This is a genomic window from Micromonospora profundi (assembly GCF_011927785.1).
GTDB classification, from domain to species: domain Bacteria; phylum Actinomycetota; class Actinomycetes; order Mycobacteriales; family Micromonosporaceae; genus Micromonospora; species Micromonospora profundi.
In genome coordinates this window covers 1,475,040-1,491,891 of record NZ_JAATJK010000001.1, presented here as the reverse complement: position 1 = coordinate 1,491,891, position 16,852 = coordinate 1,475,040, and the positions used below count along the sequence as shown (strand labels likewise).

Below are 16,852 nucleotides of genomic sequence, written 5' to 3'. Positions count from 1 at the left end.
ACCATCGTGGCCCGGCGGCCTGGCGAAGTCTTATCTGCGCGTGCCGTCCAGCATGGACAGCTGGGCGAGCAGCTCGCGGGTGTAGAGCTCGTCCGGCGGTCGGATCCCCGCGACCACGCCCAGGTAGCGGTCGGTGAGGTCGGGCGAGTCCTGCACGACGCGCAGCGTGGCGATCCGATCGGGGGGCGAGTCGAGGCGCGCGGTGAGCAGGTTGGTTCGGTAGTTCGGCGTCATCAGCGCGTCACGGGCGGCGGCGAAGCGGGCGAGGGCGGCGTCCACCCGGGCACCGTCACCGAGATTCCCGCGGAGGTCGCCGCCGAGTTCGCCCGCCAGCAGTTCGGCCTGGACGAACGAGTCGGTGATGCCATGGGCGTTGATGGAGTCCTTGTGGTGCCCGGCGTCGCCGACCAGGGCCCAGCCCGGCCCGTACGCCTGCCGGAAGAAGTTGCGTTGGTCGCCGGTACCGTACAACCGTTCGGCGGGGGTCGCATCGGTCAGCTGCTGCCACAGGGCGGGCGCGGTGGTGGCGACCGTGGCCCGGTAGGCGGCAGGAGCGTCCCGCCGGACCCGGTCGAACTGGTCCTGCGGCAGGTAGGCGGCGACCAGCATGAGGTCGTCGTGGCTCCGCAGCCCGGCCACCCAGCCTCCCGGGCGCTCGTAGATCTGGAAGTCGGCCCCGGTCACACCGGCCCAGAACGTGTAGTAGACGCACGTGAGGTTGGGGTGGTGGGCGTAGCGCGGCGCGTCGACCAGCCTGGCCACGGTGGAGCGCATCCCGTCGGCACCGATGACGAGGCGGGCCTTCTCGGTCACTTCGGTGCCGCCGTTCGCGCGCAGGCGCACGCCGGTGACCCGGCCGTCGTCGTCAGTGGTCAGCCCGGTGACGGACGTGCGATCGCGTAGGTCGGCGCCGCCCGCCGCGGCCGCCTCGGCCAGAATCGTGTCCAGCACGTACCGGCGGGGCGCATAGGCGCCGTCCACGCCGGGCAGCGTCGGCGCGGGACCGCTCACGCGGACGTCAGCCACGTGGTAGCTGACGGTTCGCAGCGGCGGGCAGCCGGACGCGCGGATCCGGTCGAGCAGGCCCCAGCGGGCGAGCCGCTCGACGCCGGGCTGGTGGATGTACAGGCCGGACAGGGTGTCGCTCGGGATCGGGGCGCGGTCCACCAGGAGCACCCGGTGGCCGGCCCTGGCCAGCAGTAGTGCCGTGGGCGCGCCAGCGCATCGCGCCCCCACTACGACAACGTCATACGTCACCGCCTCATGGTTGGTCCGCGGGCATTGCCCGAGCCAACTTCCATCGTGCCCAAGACCGGATCCCGGCGCACAGGCCGCAAGTTCCGAGAGGCACCGCACTCCCCGCCGCGTCAACGATGGCCTTGGTCAGCACTAAGGAGATCGAGACGATGAGTACGCCCGGAGTTCTTCCGCGAACGGCCCCGGACGGAGGGTGCCCAGGATGAAGATGAGCCTTCAGCCCCTGCAAGAACTCGTCGGCGCCGACCCTCGCTACCAGTGGGACTACTCGCGCCGGGGAACGCCGAACCCGCTGCGCCGGGTCGGCTCGGTCTGGTATTTCGGGCTGCCGCTCACGTCCGCGCACCGCGACGCCCACAATGCCGGCGACGCCATGGCCGCGGATGTGACCGCCGAGCAGCGCTACCGCAACGAGGGATCGGTGTATCCGCACGCCAGCCTGGTCGAGATGATCACCTATCAGCAGGCGTGGTTCCCGGACGCCGACTGGCGCTACATCGACATGACGCACGTGCCGTGGCCGGAGGTCCGGGCCGCGATCAACGAGAACCCGCCGGACGTGGCGGCCTTCACGGTCTACACCGCCACCACGCTGTGGGCGATGATCGTGGCGGCCGAGATCAAGCGGGTGAACCCGAAGGCCGTCGTCGTGTTCGGCAACGACCACGCCGGCATCCTGTACAAGGAGACGCTGACCGGCAAGTACGGCAGCCGCCTGGTCGACTTCGTCAGCACCGGAAACAACGGCCCGTTCACGCTCATGGGTCTGCTGACCCACCTCGAGGGCGGCGTCGACCTGACGAAGGTGCCGTCGCTGGCCTACCGGACGAACACCGGCGAGGTCGTCAACCAGGAGGCGAGCACATTCCCGCTGAACCGGCGGATCCTGCCGGACTACCGGCTGATCCTGGACAAGCTCGAGCAGCACTACGACCCGGCGTTCAGCGTCTGGTACGCCAGGCACTACGACCTCAAGCGCATGGTCACGGTCCCGCTCGACGGCGGCTGCACGTGGGGCAAACGGCCGGGCCGCCGGTGCATGCACTGCTCGATCCAGGGTCTGACGCCCAAGACAGTCGACGTCCCATCGGCGATCCCGGTGCTCGAGACCATCGTCGGGGACATCGGTGCGAACGTGTACGCGTGCGGCGACTCGACGCTCGGCTTCTCGCGCGAGCAGTGGGACGGCAGCATCTCGTACCTCAACGACATGGCCGAAGCGTGCGCCGCGTCGCCGATCCTGCGGAAGCAGCGCTTCATGCTCGCGTACGGGCTGGTGTACGAGTTCCTCGACTCCGCCGAGTTGTGCAAGGGCTTCGTGCGTACGTGGAACGTGGGGCTCGAGGCGTTCGACCCGAAGCTGCTCAAGGCCGACTCCAAGGGCATCAACAAGGGCCCGGAACGGATCGGGGAGGCGCTGGAGCTGGCCCGGTCGCTCGACTACAAGCTGTTCGCCTCGGGCATCATGGGCCTGCCCGGCACGACGTTGAAGAACCTGCGCGGCGAGGTGGACAGCTGGCTGGCCATGGCCGCCGAGTACAAGGACCTGATCACCAGCATCTCGGTCGCGGCGCCCGGCATCATCCCCGGCTCGCGCATGTACTGGGACAGCTACAACACCCATTCCCAGGTACGCGCCTGGCACGGCGAGATCCTGCCGGCGCGCCGGCTCACCGAGCTCTACATCCGCGAAAACACCGAGGTCCAACTCGAGGACGTCGAGGCCGCGATCTCCGACCTGCGCAACGGCATCATCGAGCTGAATGGGCCCATGGAGCACATGAAGTTCGGCTACTACATGCTCGGCGGCCGGGACGAGGACGAAGCTCTGGAATACCGCATCCTCGACGAGATCTGCGACCAGCTCGACTAGGAGGTACCGATCATGTCGGTCACGCCGGACCTGCGACACGTGGTCAGGGCGCCCGCGAACATTCCGGCCGGCGAGTCGGTGATCCGCGGGATGACGCGCGCCTGCCTGGCCGCGAACGCCGTCAACCTGTCCCAGGGGATCCCGAGCTATCCGCTGCCTTTGGCCTTGGAGGAGGCCGCCGTCGCCGCCATCCGATCGCACGACAACCAGTACACCTCGCCGCGCGGCAGCCAGCCGTTCCTGCAGGCGATCAGCGCGTTCGAGCAGCACCGCTGGGGCCTGCCGGAGCCGTACGACCCGGAGACGCAGATCTGTGTGACATGCGGGGCGACCGAGGGCATGCTGGCCGCGCTGATGGCCGTGGCCGAGCCCGGGTCCAACGTCGTCGTCATCGAGCCCGCGTACGAGTCGTACGCGATCAACCTCCGGCTGATCGGCGTGGAGCCCCGCTACGTGCGGCTGAGCGGCCCCGACTGGCAGCTCGATCCGGCCGCCGTGGCCGCCGTCGCCGACCGCGACACCCGCGCGGTCGTCCTGAACTCGCCGCACAACCCCACCGGCCGGGTGTTCTCGGCCGCGGAGATGCACGGCCTGGCCGACGTGTGCCTGCGCCTCGGCATCGTCGCGATCCACGACGCCATCTACGACGAGCTCTACTTCACGGCCGAGCGGCCGGTCCGGATCGCCGACGTGCCGGGCATGGAACAGCAGTCCATCACGGTCAACGCGCTGTCGAAGATGTTCTCCGTCACCGGCTGGCGGGTCGGCTGGGTGACCGGGCCGGTGCACCTCATGGAGCGCGTCGCCCGGGTGCACGACTTCCTGACGATCGCCGCCCCGACACCGTTCCAGGCGGCCGGGGCGGCGGCGCTCTCGCTGCCGGCGGGCTACTTCGAGGAACTGCGTTCCGTCTACGCGCGGCGCCGGGATATCCTGGTGACCGGGCTCGAGAAGTGCGGCGTCGCGTTCGAGCAGCCGGCCGGCGCCTACTACGTCATGTGCGACGCCTCGTCGTTCGCGCGTCCCGGCGAGAGCGAGGACGACATCGCGAGCCGCCTGCTGCACGAGGGCGGCGTCGGCGTCGTACCCGGCCACTGCTTCTACGGCTCCGCCGGCCGGGCCGGCGCGCCGCAGATCCGGATCGCGTTCGCGAAGGACGACGAGACCGTGGCCGAGGGCGTCCGCCGCCTCGGCGCGTACCTCGGCACGGCCTGACGCCACAGAGCCGGGGCTGGGTGGCCCGTACGGGCGGCCCAACCCCGGCTCTTCGCGTGCCGTGACAGCGACGAGGGGCACGTCCCGTACGGGACGTGCCCCTCGCCAGCTCCGGGAGACCTATCCGGCCAGGACCGCCTGGCGGAGGACCCCGTTGACGCTGGGGTTGGTGAGGAACGTTCTGAGGGTCACCTTGATGTCGTGTTGATCCTCCAGCCGGGCCAGCAGGATCGCGGCGAGCAACGAGTGCCCACCGAGGTCGAAGAAGTTGTCATCGACCCCGACCCGCTCGACGCCGAGCGCCGACGCGAACAGCTCACAGAGCACAACCTCGCGAGGCGTGACCGGATCCTGGCCGCCGGTCGCGGCGCCGTAGTCCGGAGCCGGCAGCGCCCTGCGGTCGAGCTTGCCGTTGACCGTCAACGGCAGCGCGTCGACCACCATCACGGCCGCCGGCACCATGAAGTCCGGCAGGGCGTCGGTGGCCGCCTGTCGCATCGCCACCGGGTCGACCCGGCCGCCCGGCTCCGGCACCACGTAGGCGACCAGGCGGCGGTCGCCGGGCCGGTCCTCCCGGGCCAGCACCGCGACCTGGCCGACGCCGGGCTGCGCGATCAGCAGCGCCTCGATCTCGCCGAGCTCGACCCGGAAGCCCCGGATCTTCACCTGGTGGTCGGTGCGGCCCACGAAGACGAGAACGCCGTCCGCGGTCCACTGCACCAGGTCGCCCGTGCGGTACATGCGTTCCCCGGTCTGGAACGGGCACGCCACGAACCGCTCGGCCGTCAGGCCGCGCCGGTTCAGGTAGCCCCGGGCCAGTCCCGAGCCGGCGATGTAGAGCTCGCCCGTGGCCCCGACCGGGACCGGCTGCAGGGCGGTGTCGAGCACGTACACCTGCATGTTGGCCATCGGGCCGCCGATCGGCACCGGACGCGCCGCCTGTTCCTCGGTGAACTCGGGCATCATGTGCAGCGTCGAGTACGTCGTGGCCTCGCTCGGCCCGTACCCGTTGACCATCAGCAGGCCGGGGCAGCGTTCGACGACCCGCCGAAGGGCCACACCGGACACCGCGTCCCCGCCCACCACCGCGAAACGTAGCCCGCTCAGCGCCGCCGGCGCCTCGACCGACACGGCGTCGAACAGCGCCGACGTGAGCCAGGCGGCACTCGGCCGGGTGCGGGCGATCGTCTCGGCCAGGCCGGCGATGCTCGTCTCCTCGGCCGGCGCGGCCACGCACGTGCCGCCACGCAGCAGCGCAATCCACAGCTCGTAGGTCGAGATGTCGTAGGAGTGCGGCGAGTACACGAGCATCCGCTGGTGGGCGTCCTCGGGCCAGGCCGGGTCGAGGATCATGTCGACCACGTCGCGGTGGGCCACGGCCACGCCCTTGGGCACCCCGGTCGACCCGGACGTGAAGATCACGTAGGCCAGTCGTTCCGGGTGGATGGGCGTACGGGGAAACGCCTGTGGGGTTGATTCGAGGGCGTCCCCGGCCGTGGCCAGCACCGCCGGCGTGTCCGGGCTGACCTCGGCGGCGAGCTCTTGCAGATCGTGGTCGCACACAGTGGCCACGACGTTCGTGTCCTCCGCCACGAACGCGATCCGGGACGTCGGCCAGCTCACGTTGACGGGCACGTAGACCCCGCCCGCCTTCAACACCCCGAGCAGCGCGACCCACAGCTGCGCCGACCGTCTCATGACGACGAGGACCCTCGACTCCGCGCCGACGCCGGTGGCCGTCAGCACCGCCGCGAGCCGGTCGGACCGCTCGTCCAGCTCCCGGTAGGTCAGGCTGGTCCGGTTGTCCTCGACGGCGACCGCGTCCGGGGTCCGGGCCACCTGCGCCGCGAACGCCTCGGGAATCGTACGGGCTGGCGCGGGATGGGCGGTGTCGTTCCAGCGGTTCAGGATGAGGTCCCGTTCCGCGGGCGTGAGCAGGTCGAGGCGGCTGACCGGACGCGCCGGGTCGGCGGCGGCCCGGTCCAACAGGCGCGTGAGCCGCCCACCGAGCGTGCGCGCGGTCGACGGGTCGAACAGGTCGAGGGCATGCTCGATCGAGCAGCGGATCCCGGCGGGCGAGCCGTCGTCGCCGTACTCGGGGCGGAAGAACAGGCTGAGGTCGAACTTGGCGGTCGCGCCGGCCAGCGGTTCGGTGCGCGCCCGCAGCCCCGGCACCTGCCAGGCGGCGCTCGTGTCGTCGTCGGACGTGAGCATCACCTGGAAGAGCGGGTGCCGCGACGCCGACCGGGCCGGGTTGAGCTCCTCGACCAGGCGCTCGAACGGTACGTCCTGGTGGGCGAACGCGGACAGGTCGAGCTCACGCACCCGGTCCAGCAGCTCACCGAAGCCCGGATCCCCGGACAGGTCGGTGCGCAGCACGAGCGTGTTGCCGAAGAACCCGACCAGGTCGTGCATCACCTCGTCGGTGCGGCCGGCCACCATCGTGCCGATCGGGATGTCGACGCCCGCCCCGGACCGCGACAGCAGCACGGCGAGCCCGGCCTGCACCACCATGAACAGCGTCACGCGGTGCTCACGGGCCAGCTCCTCGAGCCGGGCGTGCGTCGCCGCGTCCACGTCGAACCGCACGAGACCACCGCGGTGGGTCGGCTGCGGTGGCCGCGGCCGGTCGGCCGGCAGCTCGAGCTGGTCGGGCAGGCCCGCCAGCGACGAGCGCCAGAACTCGAGCTGCCTGGTCAGCAGGCGGTCGTCCGCCAGCAGGCCGCGCTGCCACAGGGTGTAGTCGGCGTACTGCACCGGCAGCTCGGCCCAGTCCGGCGCCCGGCCCGCGAGCCGCGCCCGGTAGGCCGTGCTCAGGTCCCGGATCAGCACCTCGACCGACCAGCCGTCGGTCGAGGTGTGGTGCATCACGAGCGTCAGCACGTGTTCCGCGGGACCGAGCCGGAACAGCCCGGCCCGCACCGGCAGCTCGTCCGCCAGGTCGAACACGTGCCGTGCGGCCTGGGCGAGCAGCACCGGCAGACCGGCCGGATCGGCTACCACCATCGTCATCGTCGGCGCCGCCGCCGACCCGTCCACCACCTGCTGGTACGGCTGCCCGTCGGCGACCACGAACACGGTGCGCAGCGCCTCGTGCCTGACCACCACGTCACGCAGCGCCGCCGTCAGGGCTACCGCGTCGAGCTCACCGAACAGCCGCCAGGCGTACGGGACGTTGAAGATCGCGCTCGGGCCGTCGTACTCGTTCATGAACCACAACCGCTGCTGGGCGAACGACAGCGGCAGCCGCTCGGGCCGGTCGGTCACGCGGACCAGCGGCGGCCGCGCGCTGCCGGCCCCGGCCAGCGACCGGGCCAGCGACCGCACGGTCGGGTTCTCGAACACCGCCCGCAGGCCGAGCTCCACGCCGAGCGCCGCCCGGACCCGGCTGATCAGCCGCGTGGCCAGCAGCGAGTGCCCGCCGAGGTCGAAGAAGCTGGTGTCGACGCCGACCCGGTCGACCCCCAGCACCTGGGCGAACAGGTCGGCCAGCACGGCCTCGTGCGGGGTTGCGGGCTCGGGGTCGCCGGCCGCGGCGCCGAAGGTCGGGGCCGGGAGCGCCCGCCGGTCCAGTTTGCCGTTGGGCGACAGCGGCAGCGCGTCCAGCACGGTCACCGCCGCCGGCACCATGTGGTCCGGCAGCGTGCGAGCGGCCTGCCGGCGTACCTCGGCCGGGTCGACCGAGGCGCCGGGCCCGGCCACCACGTAGGCGATCAGCCGCGGGTCGCCCGGGCGGTCCTCGCGCATCACGACCACCGCGCGGTCCACCCCCGGCTGCGCGGTCAGCACCGACTCGATCTCGCCGGGCTCGATCCGCAGTCCCCGGATCTTCACCTGGTCGTCCGCCCGGCCCAGGAACTCCAGGCGGCCGTCCTCGGTCCACCGGACCACGTCGCCGGTGCGGTACATGCGCGCGCCCGCGTCGAACGGGCAAGCCACGAAACGCTCGGCGGTCAGCCCGGACCGGTTCAGATAGCCGCGGGCCAGTCCCGCGCCCGCGAGGTAGAGCTCGCCCGCGACCCCGGCGGGCACCGGACGCAACTGCGCGTCCAGCACGAACACCCGGGCACCGGGGAGCGGCTGGCCGATGGTGAGCGGGTCGTCGCCGGTCGCGTCGCCCGCCGTGGCGTACACCGTGGCCTCGGTCGGCCCGTACGCGTTGACCACCCGTGCACCGGGCACGGCGGCGTGCACGGCGCGCAGCACCGGCCCGGTCAGCGCCTCACCCGCCAGCACCACCGTGGACGCGGCCACCGTTCCGTCGGCCTCGGCCAGCACCGCCGCCATCGCCGACGGCGCCGTGCTGATCAGGCTTCCGGACCAGTCACCGCGGGCCAGCACCAGCACGTCGCGCACCAGCTCGATGCAACCGCCGCAGGCCAGCGGCCCGAACACCTCGAACACCGACACGTCGAAGCTGAGCGACGTCGACGCCAGCACGTGCCGGAACTGGTGCGGGCCGAACTCGGCGGCCGCCCACGAGGCCAGCCAGGCCGCCGAGCGCTGCTCCACGACGACACCCTTAGGCCGCCCGGTCGAGCCGGACGTGTAGATCACATACGCGGGATGCGCGGGCCGCAGCGGCGCGGTGCGCTCCGCGTCGGACAGGCCGGTGCCCGGCATCGCCGCCACCGCCGCCTCGACGGCCGGGTCGTCCAGCGCGATCACCCGTCCGGCGTCCGCGCCGAGCCCGATCGTGGCCCCGTCGCCGGCGGTCAGGACGGCCACCGGGGTGGCGTCGGCGAGCATGAAGGCGATCCGGTCGGCCGGGTAGGCGAGGTCGATCGGCAGGTAGGCGGCGCCCGACTTGAGCACCGCGAGCACGGCGACGATGAGGTCGGCCGAGCGTTCCAGGGCCACCGCGATCAGACCCTGCGGGCCGGCGCCCTGACCCACCAGGTAGCGGGCCAGGCGGTTGGCCCGCGCGTCCAGGTCCGCGTACGACAACGAGACGTCCCCGCACACCACCGCTATCGCGTCCGGGGTGCGGGCCGCCTGCGCCGCGAAGAGGTCGCCGAGGGTCAACTGTTCACTGCTGTGCGTCGTCACGATTCCCTCGCTCAGCCGCGTTCGGCGTCGATCAGGCTCTGGGGCCGCATGTCGGTCCAGTGCTCCTCCACGTACTGCAGGCAGCCGGCACGGGAGCTTTCCCCGTACGCCGTGGCCCAGCCCTGGGGCACGGCGATGGTCGCCGGCCACAGGCTGTACTGACCCTCGTCGTTCACGAGCACGAGGTACTGCGCGTCGGTGTCCTCGAACGGGTTCGTCATGGCATCTCTTTCCGCTCGTCGGTGCGAAAGGGGGATCAGCGGACGACGCTCTTGGCGAGCTCGCGCATGGCGATCGTCGGCAGCAGGATCGACAGGCCGGCGTGGGTACGCAACGTGGACAGGTCCCGCCACACGCGCTCCAGGCGCTCGCCGTGGCGGATCGCACTCGACCCGGCGGTGGGCAGGATGATCCCCTCCACCGCCGTCCAGGCCGTCGTGGCGACGTGCCGGCTGATGGCCGAGAGGCGCAGGTCCAGTTCCGGGGTCACCGCGGACGGCCCTCGGACGGCCGCGTCATGCCACTGCTGGACGGCGTTCATCAGCGCGGCCTCGGCGGTGCCGATCATTCCCACGGCTTCGCCGTACCAGACCTGATAGTCCGGGTCCAGATAGCGGGGCACCACCGGCGGGACCAGCGTCGTGCGCTCGCGCAGCAGATGCTCGTACGCGTCGAGCGCTCCCCTCGCCATGCCCACCATGATGGAGCAGTTGAGGAAGTTGATGAACGCGAGCGGGCCGCCGCCGTACTCCGGATTGCCGTGCAGGGTCCGCCCCGGGGTGCCCGCCGTCGCGTCGTACTGGACCAGCTGCACGCCGGGCAGTCCCATGTGCGGCGGGATGTGGACGTTCTCCATCGTGATGCCGTGCGAGCCGCTGCCCCGCATGCCCAGCTGCTGTCCCCAGTCGTCCAGCCGCTTCCACTGGCTGCGCGGGGCGACGAACAGCAGCTGGGTGGGGGGCTTCCCGTCCTCCGCGGGCAGCATCGAGTGCCCCATGAAGTGCGTCCCGTACGGCGATCCGGAGCAGTAGGACCAGGTGCCGTTGACCGTCCAGCCGCCGCCGGCCGCGGGCACCGCCGTACCCCTGGGGATGGCGGTGCCGGGGCAGATGAAGTCGCCGCCGGCGAACATCTCCTCCTGTGCCCGTTCGCCGAAGATGGAGGCGGCGACCTGCCCGTGCGAGGTCCCGAGGCCGAACATCCAGCCGGTCGAGCCGCAGCCGCGTGCCAGGGTGACGCAGACCCGGAAGAAGGTATCGATCCCGAGCTCGTAACCGCCGTACCGGCGCGGCACCAGAATGCGGTAGAAGCCGTTGCGGGCGAAGCGCTCGTGGGTGTCCTCCGCGTAGAAGCCGCGGGCCTCCGTCTCGGCCTGCCGCTCGATGAGCTCGTCGACCATCGCCTCGGCACGCGCGATCATCTGGTCCCCGGTGATGCCGGCTTCGGAGGAGGCGGAGGCGTGCCGTTCGACGGTGTCTGTGTTCGCGGTCATTGATGATCCATCCCTGCGTAGGTGGTGACCAGGTCACGGAGCGAGTCTCACCGTCACCCGGCCGGGCCAAGCCTGCCCACTTCGACCTTGCCTACCCCGGCCGCGCGTCAGCCCGTCCCGGCGACCGCGGACGCCAGGAGCGACCAGTCCATCGCCGCGCCGGGGTCCAGGGCCAGCAGGACGAGATCAGCGTCCCGCCACTCGCGAAGCAGCTCGCGGTCGCGGCTGATGATCCCCTTTGGACGGCGATCCGGTCGGGGCGGTCCCGTCGGCTCCACCGCCAGCACCCTCGGCGCGACGCCGATGCGCTCACGCAGTTCGTGGGCCGCCTCGACCGCCACCGCCACCAGATCGCCCCAGGCCAGCACCACGGCGGCGCCCGGCGCTTCGAGGGTGGCCAGCCGAGCGGCCACGTCCCGCGCGTTACCACCGGAGCCGTCGAGAATCGCCACCCGGAACCAGCGCTCGAACTCGGCCACGGCCTCGGTCGGCCAGGCCTCGTCGCCACGCAGCAACGCCAGCACGGGCCGGTCCTCGCGGCCGGTCCAGCGCAGCGGCCGGACGTCGGCGGCGAGCGGTTCCCGCATGAGCGGCGGGGCCTCGCGGTCCGCCGCGGCGCCGTTCGGCCGCGGGGGCCGAATCCGGGCCAGGGCCGCCCGGTCGACCTTGCCGGTGCTGGTCAGCGGCATCGCGCCCATCAGCGCGTACGAGGACGGCATCATGTATGCCGGTAGCGCCTGCCGGGCGTGCGCGGAGACCCGGGTCACCAGGTCCGGGCCGGGCTCCGGTTGCCGGGGCTGGAGGAACGCCACGATGCGTTTGCTGCCGCTGTCGTGGCCGGTCACCACGATCGCGGCGTACGCGATCTCGGGGTGACGGCCGAGGACGCTCTCGATCTCGTCCGGCTCGATCCGATGTCCGCGGATCTTGACCTGGCGATCGTTGCGCCCCCGCAGTTCCAGCCGGCCGTCGGCGCGCCACCGGGCCAGGTCGCCGGTGCGGTAGAGCCGGCCGCCCGCGCAGGTGGGGTCGGGCACGAAGCGCTCGGCGGTCGGCCCGGGCGCGCCGACATAGCCCCGCGCGACGCCGACGCCGCCGATGTGCAGCTCACCGATGACGCCCGGCGGCACCTGCCGCCCCGCGGCGTCGCAGATCCGCAGCCACACGCCGGGCAGCGGGCGGCCGACCGGCACGATCGACGTCTGCGGTTCCCGTGGCAGCCGCTCGCACACGGCGTACATGGAGGCCTCGGTGGGCCCGTACGTGTGCCAGAACTCCCTGGTGCAGGCGGTCAGGCGGCTGGCCAGTTCGGGTGAGACGACGTCGCCGCCGCACGACACGGTCAGACCTGGATCCCCCGGCCAGCCCGTGGCGAACAGGATGTGCCACGTCATCGGCGTGGCCTGCATGATGTCGGGCCGATGACGGGCCAGCACGGCCTGCAACTGCGGGCCGCTCCGGGCTTGGGCGGTGGTGGCCAGGATCGTCCGCCCGCCGCTGGTCAGCGCGAGATACAACTCCAGCATCGCGATGTCGAAGGAGATCGTGGTCACCGCCAGCAACGACCGTCCGGGCCGGAAGTCGAGCAGTTCCCGGGTGGCCACCAGGCAGTTGGCCAGGCCGCGGTGGGTCACTCCGACGCCCTTGGGACGGCCGGTCGACCCCGAGGTGTAGAGCACGTACGCGAGCGAGTCCGGGCGCGGCCGTCCTGCGTCCGGCTCGGGGTCGGCCGCCAGCAGGCCGGACAACGGGATCACGGGAGCACCGAGCGCGCTCACCTGATCGTCGGGCAGCGCACCGTCGCCGATCACCGCCCCGCATCCGCTGTCGCCGACGATGTGGGCCAGACGCTCGACCGGGTGGCTCGGATCCATCGGCACGGCGGCCCGGCCGGCTCGGGCGACGCCGAGCAGGATCGCCGGCAGCTCGACCCGGCGAGCCACGAGGATACCGACCGGCGACGCGGGCGGGAGCGCCAGCGCTCGCAACGCGGCGGCGATCCGGCTCGCCGCGTCGTCCAGCTCCCGGTAGGTGTGGACGGCGTCGGCCAGGATCACCGCCGGCTCGCCGGGCGTCCGGCCGATCCACTCGCCGACCAGGTCGACCACCGTGCGGCCACCGCTGACGGACGGGGTCGGCGCCTCCCACGCCGCCAGTCGCGCCTGGTCGTCCGGGTGGATCACGTCAAGGTCGCCGATCGGCCCGGCCGGGTTCCTGACAAGCTCCCGGATCAGGGTGGTGTAGCTGCGTCCCATCCGCTCCAGGGTCTGCTCGTCGAACAGCCCGGCCGCACCGCGCCACGCCCCGGCGATCAGGTCGCCCCGCAGGGCGACCTCGAGCTCGAGCTCGTACGGCGAGTGCGCGGCCGGCAGATCGACGTCGCATGCCACCCGGCCGGCCCAGGTCGCCGGCCCGGTGCCCGTGTCGCGGAAGCCGACCTGAAGTTCGGCCCCGGCGTGCCGTTCCGGCCGCGATGCTCGGGACAGCAACAGGTCCAGTGCGTCGGGGTGGTGGATCGGGTGGGCCGTCGCCGCGTGTTCGGCCCGGACCGCCTCGGCACCCGGAATCCGCGGGCCGAGGGCGTGCGGGAGGATCTGGATGTCCTCGGGTGTGACGGCGGCCTCGCCGATGTGGCCGGGCCGGGGCGAGCCGATCAGGATGTCGCGCTCGCCGGTCTCGCGGAAGAGCAGCACGCGCAGGGCACACCGCAGGACGGAGGCGACCGGAACGCCCACGTCGGCGGCGAACCGTTGCAGGAGCACGGTGTCGCCGTCCCCCAACGACCACGCCGTCGTGATCGATCGACCACGGCTGCGTCCGCGTCCGCGGCTGGTGGGCCAGGCGATCGGCTGACGCGCCTCGCTGGCGGTCGTGCCGTCGTGCGACACGGCGAGGGGCGGCGCCGGCTGCCCGCCCAGCTCCCAGAGCAGCCGTGCGGCCGCGGATCGGCCACCCACCGCGGCGTGCAGGGTCAGGACCACCAGCGTCCGGTCCCCCTCCACCGGGTACACACCGACCCGGAACCCGGGTCGCTCGCGCAGCTCGAAAGCAGAACTCGCGTCGGCCGCGGCCTCGGCGAGCGCGGTGACCAGCGATCGCGTGGCACCGGCGACGACCTCCGGTGGCCCGCCGTCGTCCGGGACAAGCCGCGGCTCTCCGCCGGTGTCGTCGAAACGCTGCCGCAGCGCGGCGTGGCGACGGCGCAGGCCGGCACACGCCGCGGCCACCGTGGCCGGATCGATCGCACCCTCGACCAGGACGGCCCGGCTGTGCTGCAGGCCGCCGGCCCAGAAAGCGGTCTGCTCGGCCCGGTAGAGCGCGAGCCGGTTGACCCGGATCTGCTCGCTCATCGGCGGTTCCCGGGCAGCGCGCCGACGAAGCCAACCAGCCGGGCGGCGCCGTCGACGATCTCCGTGTGCTCCAGAGCGGAACAGGACAGCCGGATCCGGCGTTCCCCGCCCGCGCCGAGGTAGAAGCCACGCATCGGGGTCCAGAGCACACCGAACGTCTCCGCGGAGTAGCGCAACAGCGCGTCGTCGGCCTCGACTGGGAGCTCCATCTGCACGAAGTAGCCACCCTCGGGCGCCTGCCAGCGAACTCGGGCGTCGGGCCGGTCCGGCTCGCCGAAATGGTGGACGAGCCGTTCGAGCAGGACGGCCCGGTTGCTCCGCAGCTGCTCCGCCTTGTGCCGGCCGAGCGCGGCGAGGGAACCGCCGTGCTCGATCAGGAGCCCGCCGATCACCGCCTGGGCCAGCGGGGAGGTGTTGAGGGTGACCGCGTTCTTGCCGGCTGCGATCATGGCGGCCAGGCGCACCGGCGGACCGAGGCGCGACTCGACCCACTGGTCGGCGACCACGTAACCCACCCGGGCGCCCGGCACCGCGACCTTCGAGAAGGTTCCGGTGTGCACGACGCGGCCCTCGCGGTCGAGCGACTTGAGGCTGGGAAGCCGATCATCTGCGGCGGCCGTGAACGCGTACGGGTTGTCCTCGATCACGATCAGGTCGAGGTCCGCGGCCGTCTCCAGCAGCCGGTGCCGGGCGGCCAGGGTGAGCCGGCTGCCGGACGGGTTGGCGAAGTCGGGCGAGACATACAGCGCGCGGAGGCGACGGCCGGCCGTCCTCTCCCGCGCCGCCGCCGCGCGGAGAGCGACCAGGTCCGGGCCGGCGCCGTCGTCGGGCACCGGGTGGACCGGGATGTTCAGCGCGTCGGCGGCGGCGGTCACACCGACGTACGACGGATCGGGAACCGCCAGGACGGAGCCCGGCGGGTGCAGCGTGAGCAGGGTAAGGAACAACGCCTCCTGACAGCCGACAGTCATGACGATCGCGTCGGGCTGGACGTCCATCGCCTCGTCGGCCCGCAGCGCGGCGGCGACCAGATCGTTGATGATTCCCTTGCTCGGGCCGTACTGGAACAGGTGCCGGCGCACCGTCTCCGGGCTGAGCCCGGCGGCCCGCCGGGCCGCGGCGAAGGTGTCCAGCAGCGGACCGACCTCGATGTCGGCGAAGAAGGGCTCGTACGGGGCGCCCGGTGCGAACGAGATCGCCGCGGGGAACTCGGCCACGATCTCGTTGAGGAAGGTCATGGCCGCGACCTGCCGGCTCGACACGCTGCGATGCAGGTCGTCGACGTGCAGGCGGGCTCCGGAGGTCAGTGTTGCCGTTTCGTCCACTGCTGCTCCAACCGATGCAGTACGTCCGGGCTGTACAGGCGCCGCGCCTGCACCTCGGCGAACTCGGCGACATAGCTCCGGAACTGGTCCTCGGGTTCCTCGGAGGCCGTGAGCATGTGCCGGTTGGCCACCACGGCCGGGCTGTCCAGGGCGCGGACCGCCCGCTCGACCGCGCCGTCGACGGCGTCCTCGCCCACCACGGCGTCGCAGAGCAGTGTCGCCAGCGGGTCGCGGGCGTCGATCCGCCGGCCGCCCAGCAGCATCTGCCGAGCCAGGCGGGCGCCGAGGGCGCGACCGAGCCGGAGGTTGGCGGCGCCGGGCACGATGCCCTCGCGCGCCGCCGGCAACGTGAAGTAGGCCGTGTCCGAGCTGATCACGTAGTCGAACGTCAGCATCAGCTGCAGGCCGCCGCCGATGGCGAACTCGTCGATCACCGCCACCCACGGTTTGCCTCCCCGGGCCGCTGGGTCGTCCGCCTGCCCGGGATCCCACAGGCCACGCCGGATCTTGCTCAGATAGCCGACCTCGCGCTGCAGGACGAAACCCAGGAACGGGATCTGCCCGGCGCACAGCAGGGTCAGGTTGATGCCCGGGCAGAAGACCCGCCGGCCGGCGTAGCGCGGGTGCTTCATGACGCCGCCGCGCACCAGGCCCACGCGCACGCCCGGATCGAGCAGGGCCAGGTCCACCGCGACTTCCAGCTCATGGCCGAGCACCGCGTCCTCGGCGTTGAGGTAACGCTCGTTGGCCACGGTTATCTCGGCCACCCCGTCCGTCCGCCGCACCGACACCACCGACATCTCCAGGACGGCGGTCCGCTGGAACTCGGGCAGTCGCGCGCACGCGTCGGCCGTCGGGCTCCGCTGGGAGCGCAGCAGGTCGACGCCTACGCTCGATCCGAACAGGGCGGAGTAGACGATGCCCTGATCGACCTCGAGGCCCTCCTTGGCGCTCTGGCGGCGGCCACGCTCGACCTCCATCTCCGCCCGGCTCGGAGCCAGGCCGGGAACGATGTCGGCCAGGTCGTAGGCCATGTCGGTCAGGGACCGGTACCGGCCCGGCCCCACCACCTCCCGGCCGAGCCGGTCCGCCTGAACGGCCAGCAGCCGGCGCCTCGCCGCCCGCGCGCGCTCATGGGCCTCGGCAGCCAGGGCCCGCTGGTCCGGGCCGCGCTCGGCTGGCGCGGGCAGGGCCGCCACCAGGTCTTCCAGGCGCGCGGCGGCGTCTCGGACCTCGGCCCGCAACCGGTCGGGGACGACGGGGATCGCGGGGGTGACGGGTGCGCTCACGG

9 protein-coding genes are annotated in these 16,852 nt (G+C 72.4%); 2 read left to right on the top strand and 7 right to left on the bottom strand.

Going from position 1 to position 16,852, the window contains the following annotated elements; genetic code table 11:
• Positions 1–30: 30 nt before the first annotated feature.
• A complete protein-coding gene (locus tag F4558_RS06585) occupies positions 31–1,257 on the bottom strand; it encodes an FAD-dependent oxidoreductase (RefSeq protein WP_167943518.1) in 1,227 nt (408 codons plus the stop codon).
• 202 nt (positions 1,258–1,459) lie between these two features.
• Here F4558_RS06585 and F4558_RS06580 point away from each other — a divergent pair, with 202 nt between their 5' ends.
• Positions 1,460–3,130 carry a B12-binding domain-containing radical SAM protein gene (locus F4558_RS06580; RefSeq protein WP_167943517.1) on the top strand — a complete coding sequence of 557 codons (1,671 nt, stop codon included), beginning with the start codon at positions 1,460–1,462 and terminating at the stop codon, positions 3,128–3,130.
• Positions 3,131–3,142: 12 nt separating this feature from the next.
• Positions 3,143–4,345: a pyridoxal phosphate-dependent aminotransferase gene (locus tag F4558_RS06575; RefSeq protein WP_167943516.1), complete on the top strand. Its 1,203-nt coding sequence runs from the start codon at positions 3,143–3,145 to the stop codon at positions 4,343–4,345.
• A gap of 120 nt (positions 4,346–4,465) precedes the next feature.
• Here F4558_RS06575 and F4558_RS06570 read toward each other — a convergent pair whose 3' ends face one another.
• From F4558_RS06570 to F4558_RS32085, 6 genes are all read right to left on the bottom strand, one after another.
• Positions 4,466–9,394 (bottom strand): non-ribosomal peptide synthetase, encoded by a 4,929-nt coding sequence (locus F4558_RS06570; protein ID WP_167943515.1) that lies wholly within the window; start codon positions 9,392–9,394, stop codon positions 4,466–4,468.
• An 11-nt stretch (positions 9,395–9,405) separates the two neighbouring features.
• Complete coding sequence (locus F4558_RS06565) at positions 9,406–9,615, bottom strand: MbtH family protein (protein WP_167943514.1); 210 nt, start codon at positions 9,613–9,615, stop codon at positions 9,406–9,408.
• A gap of 35 nt (positions 9,616–9,650) precedes the next feature.
• A complete protein-coding gene (locus tag F4558_RS06560) occupies positions 9,651–10,886 on the bottom strand; it encodes an acyl-CoA dehydrogenase family protein (RefSeq protein WP_167943513.1) in 1,236 nt (411 codons plus the stop codon).
• A 107-nt stretch (positions 10,887–10,993) separates the two neighbouring features.
• Complete coding sequence (locus F4558_RS06555) at positions 10,994–14,236, bottom strand: non-ribosomal peptide synthetase (RefSeq protein WP_167943512.1); 3,243 nt, start codon at positions 14,234–14,236, stop codon at positions 10,994–10,996.
• A complete protein-coding gene (locus tag F4558_RS06550) occupies positions 14,233–15,561 on the bottom strand; it encodes an aminotransferase-like domain-containing protein (RefSeq protein WP_209273198.1) in 1,329 nt (442 codons plus the stop codon). Before F4558_RS06550 ends, F4558_RS06555 begins: the two co-directional genes overlap by 4 nt.
• Positions 15,540–16,850, bottom strand: a complete 1,311-nt coding sequence (locus F4558_RS32085; RefSeq protein ID WP_209273197.1) for an enoyl-CoA hydratase/isomerase family protein — start codon at positions 16,848–16,850, stop codon at positions 15,540–15,542. Before F4558_RS32085 ends, F4558_RS06550 begins: the two co-directional genes overlap by 22 nt.
• Positions 16,851–16,852: the final 2 nt, after the last annotated feature.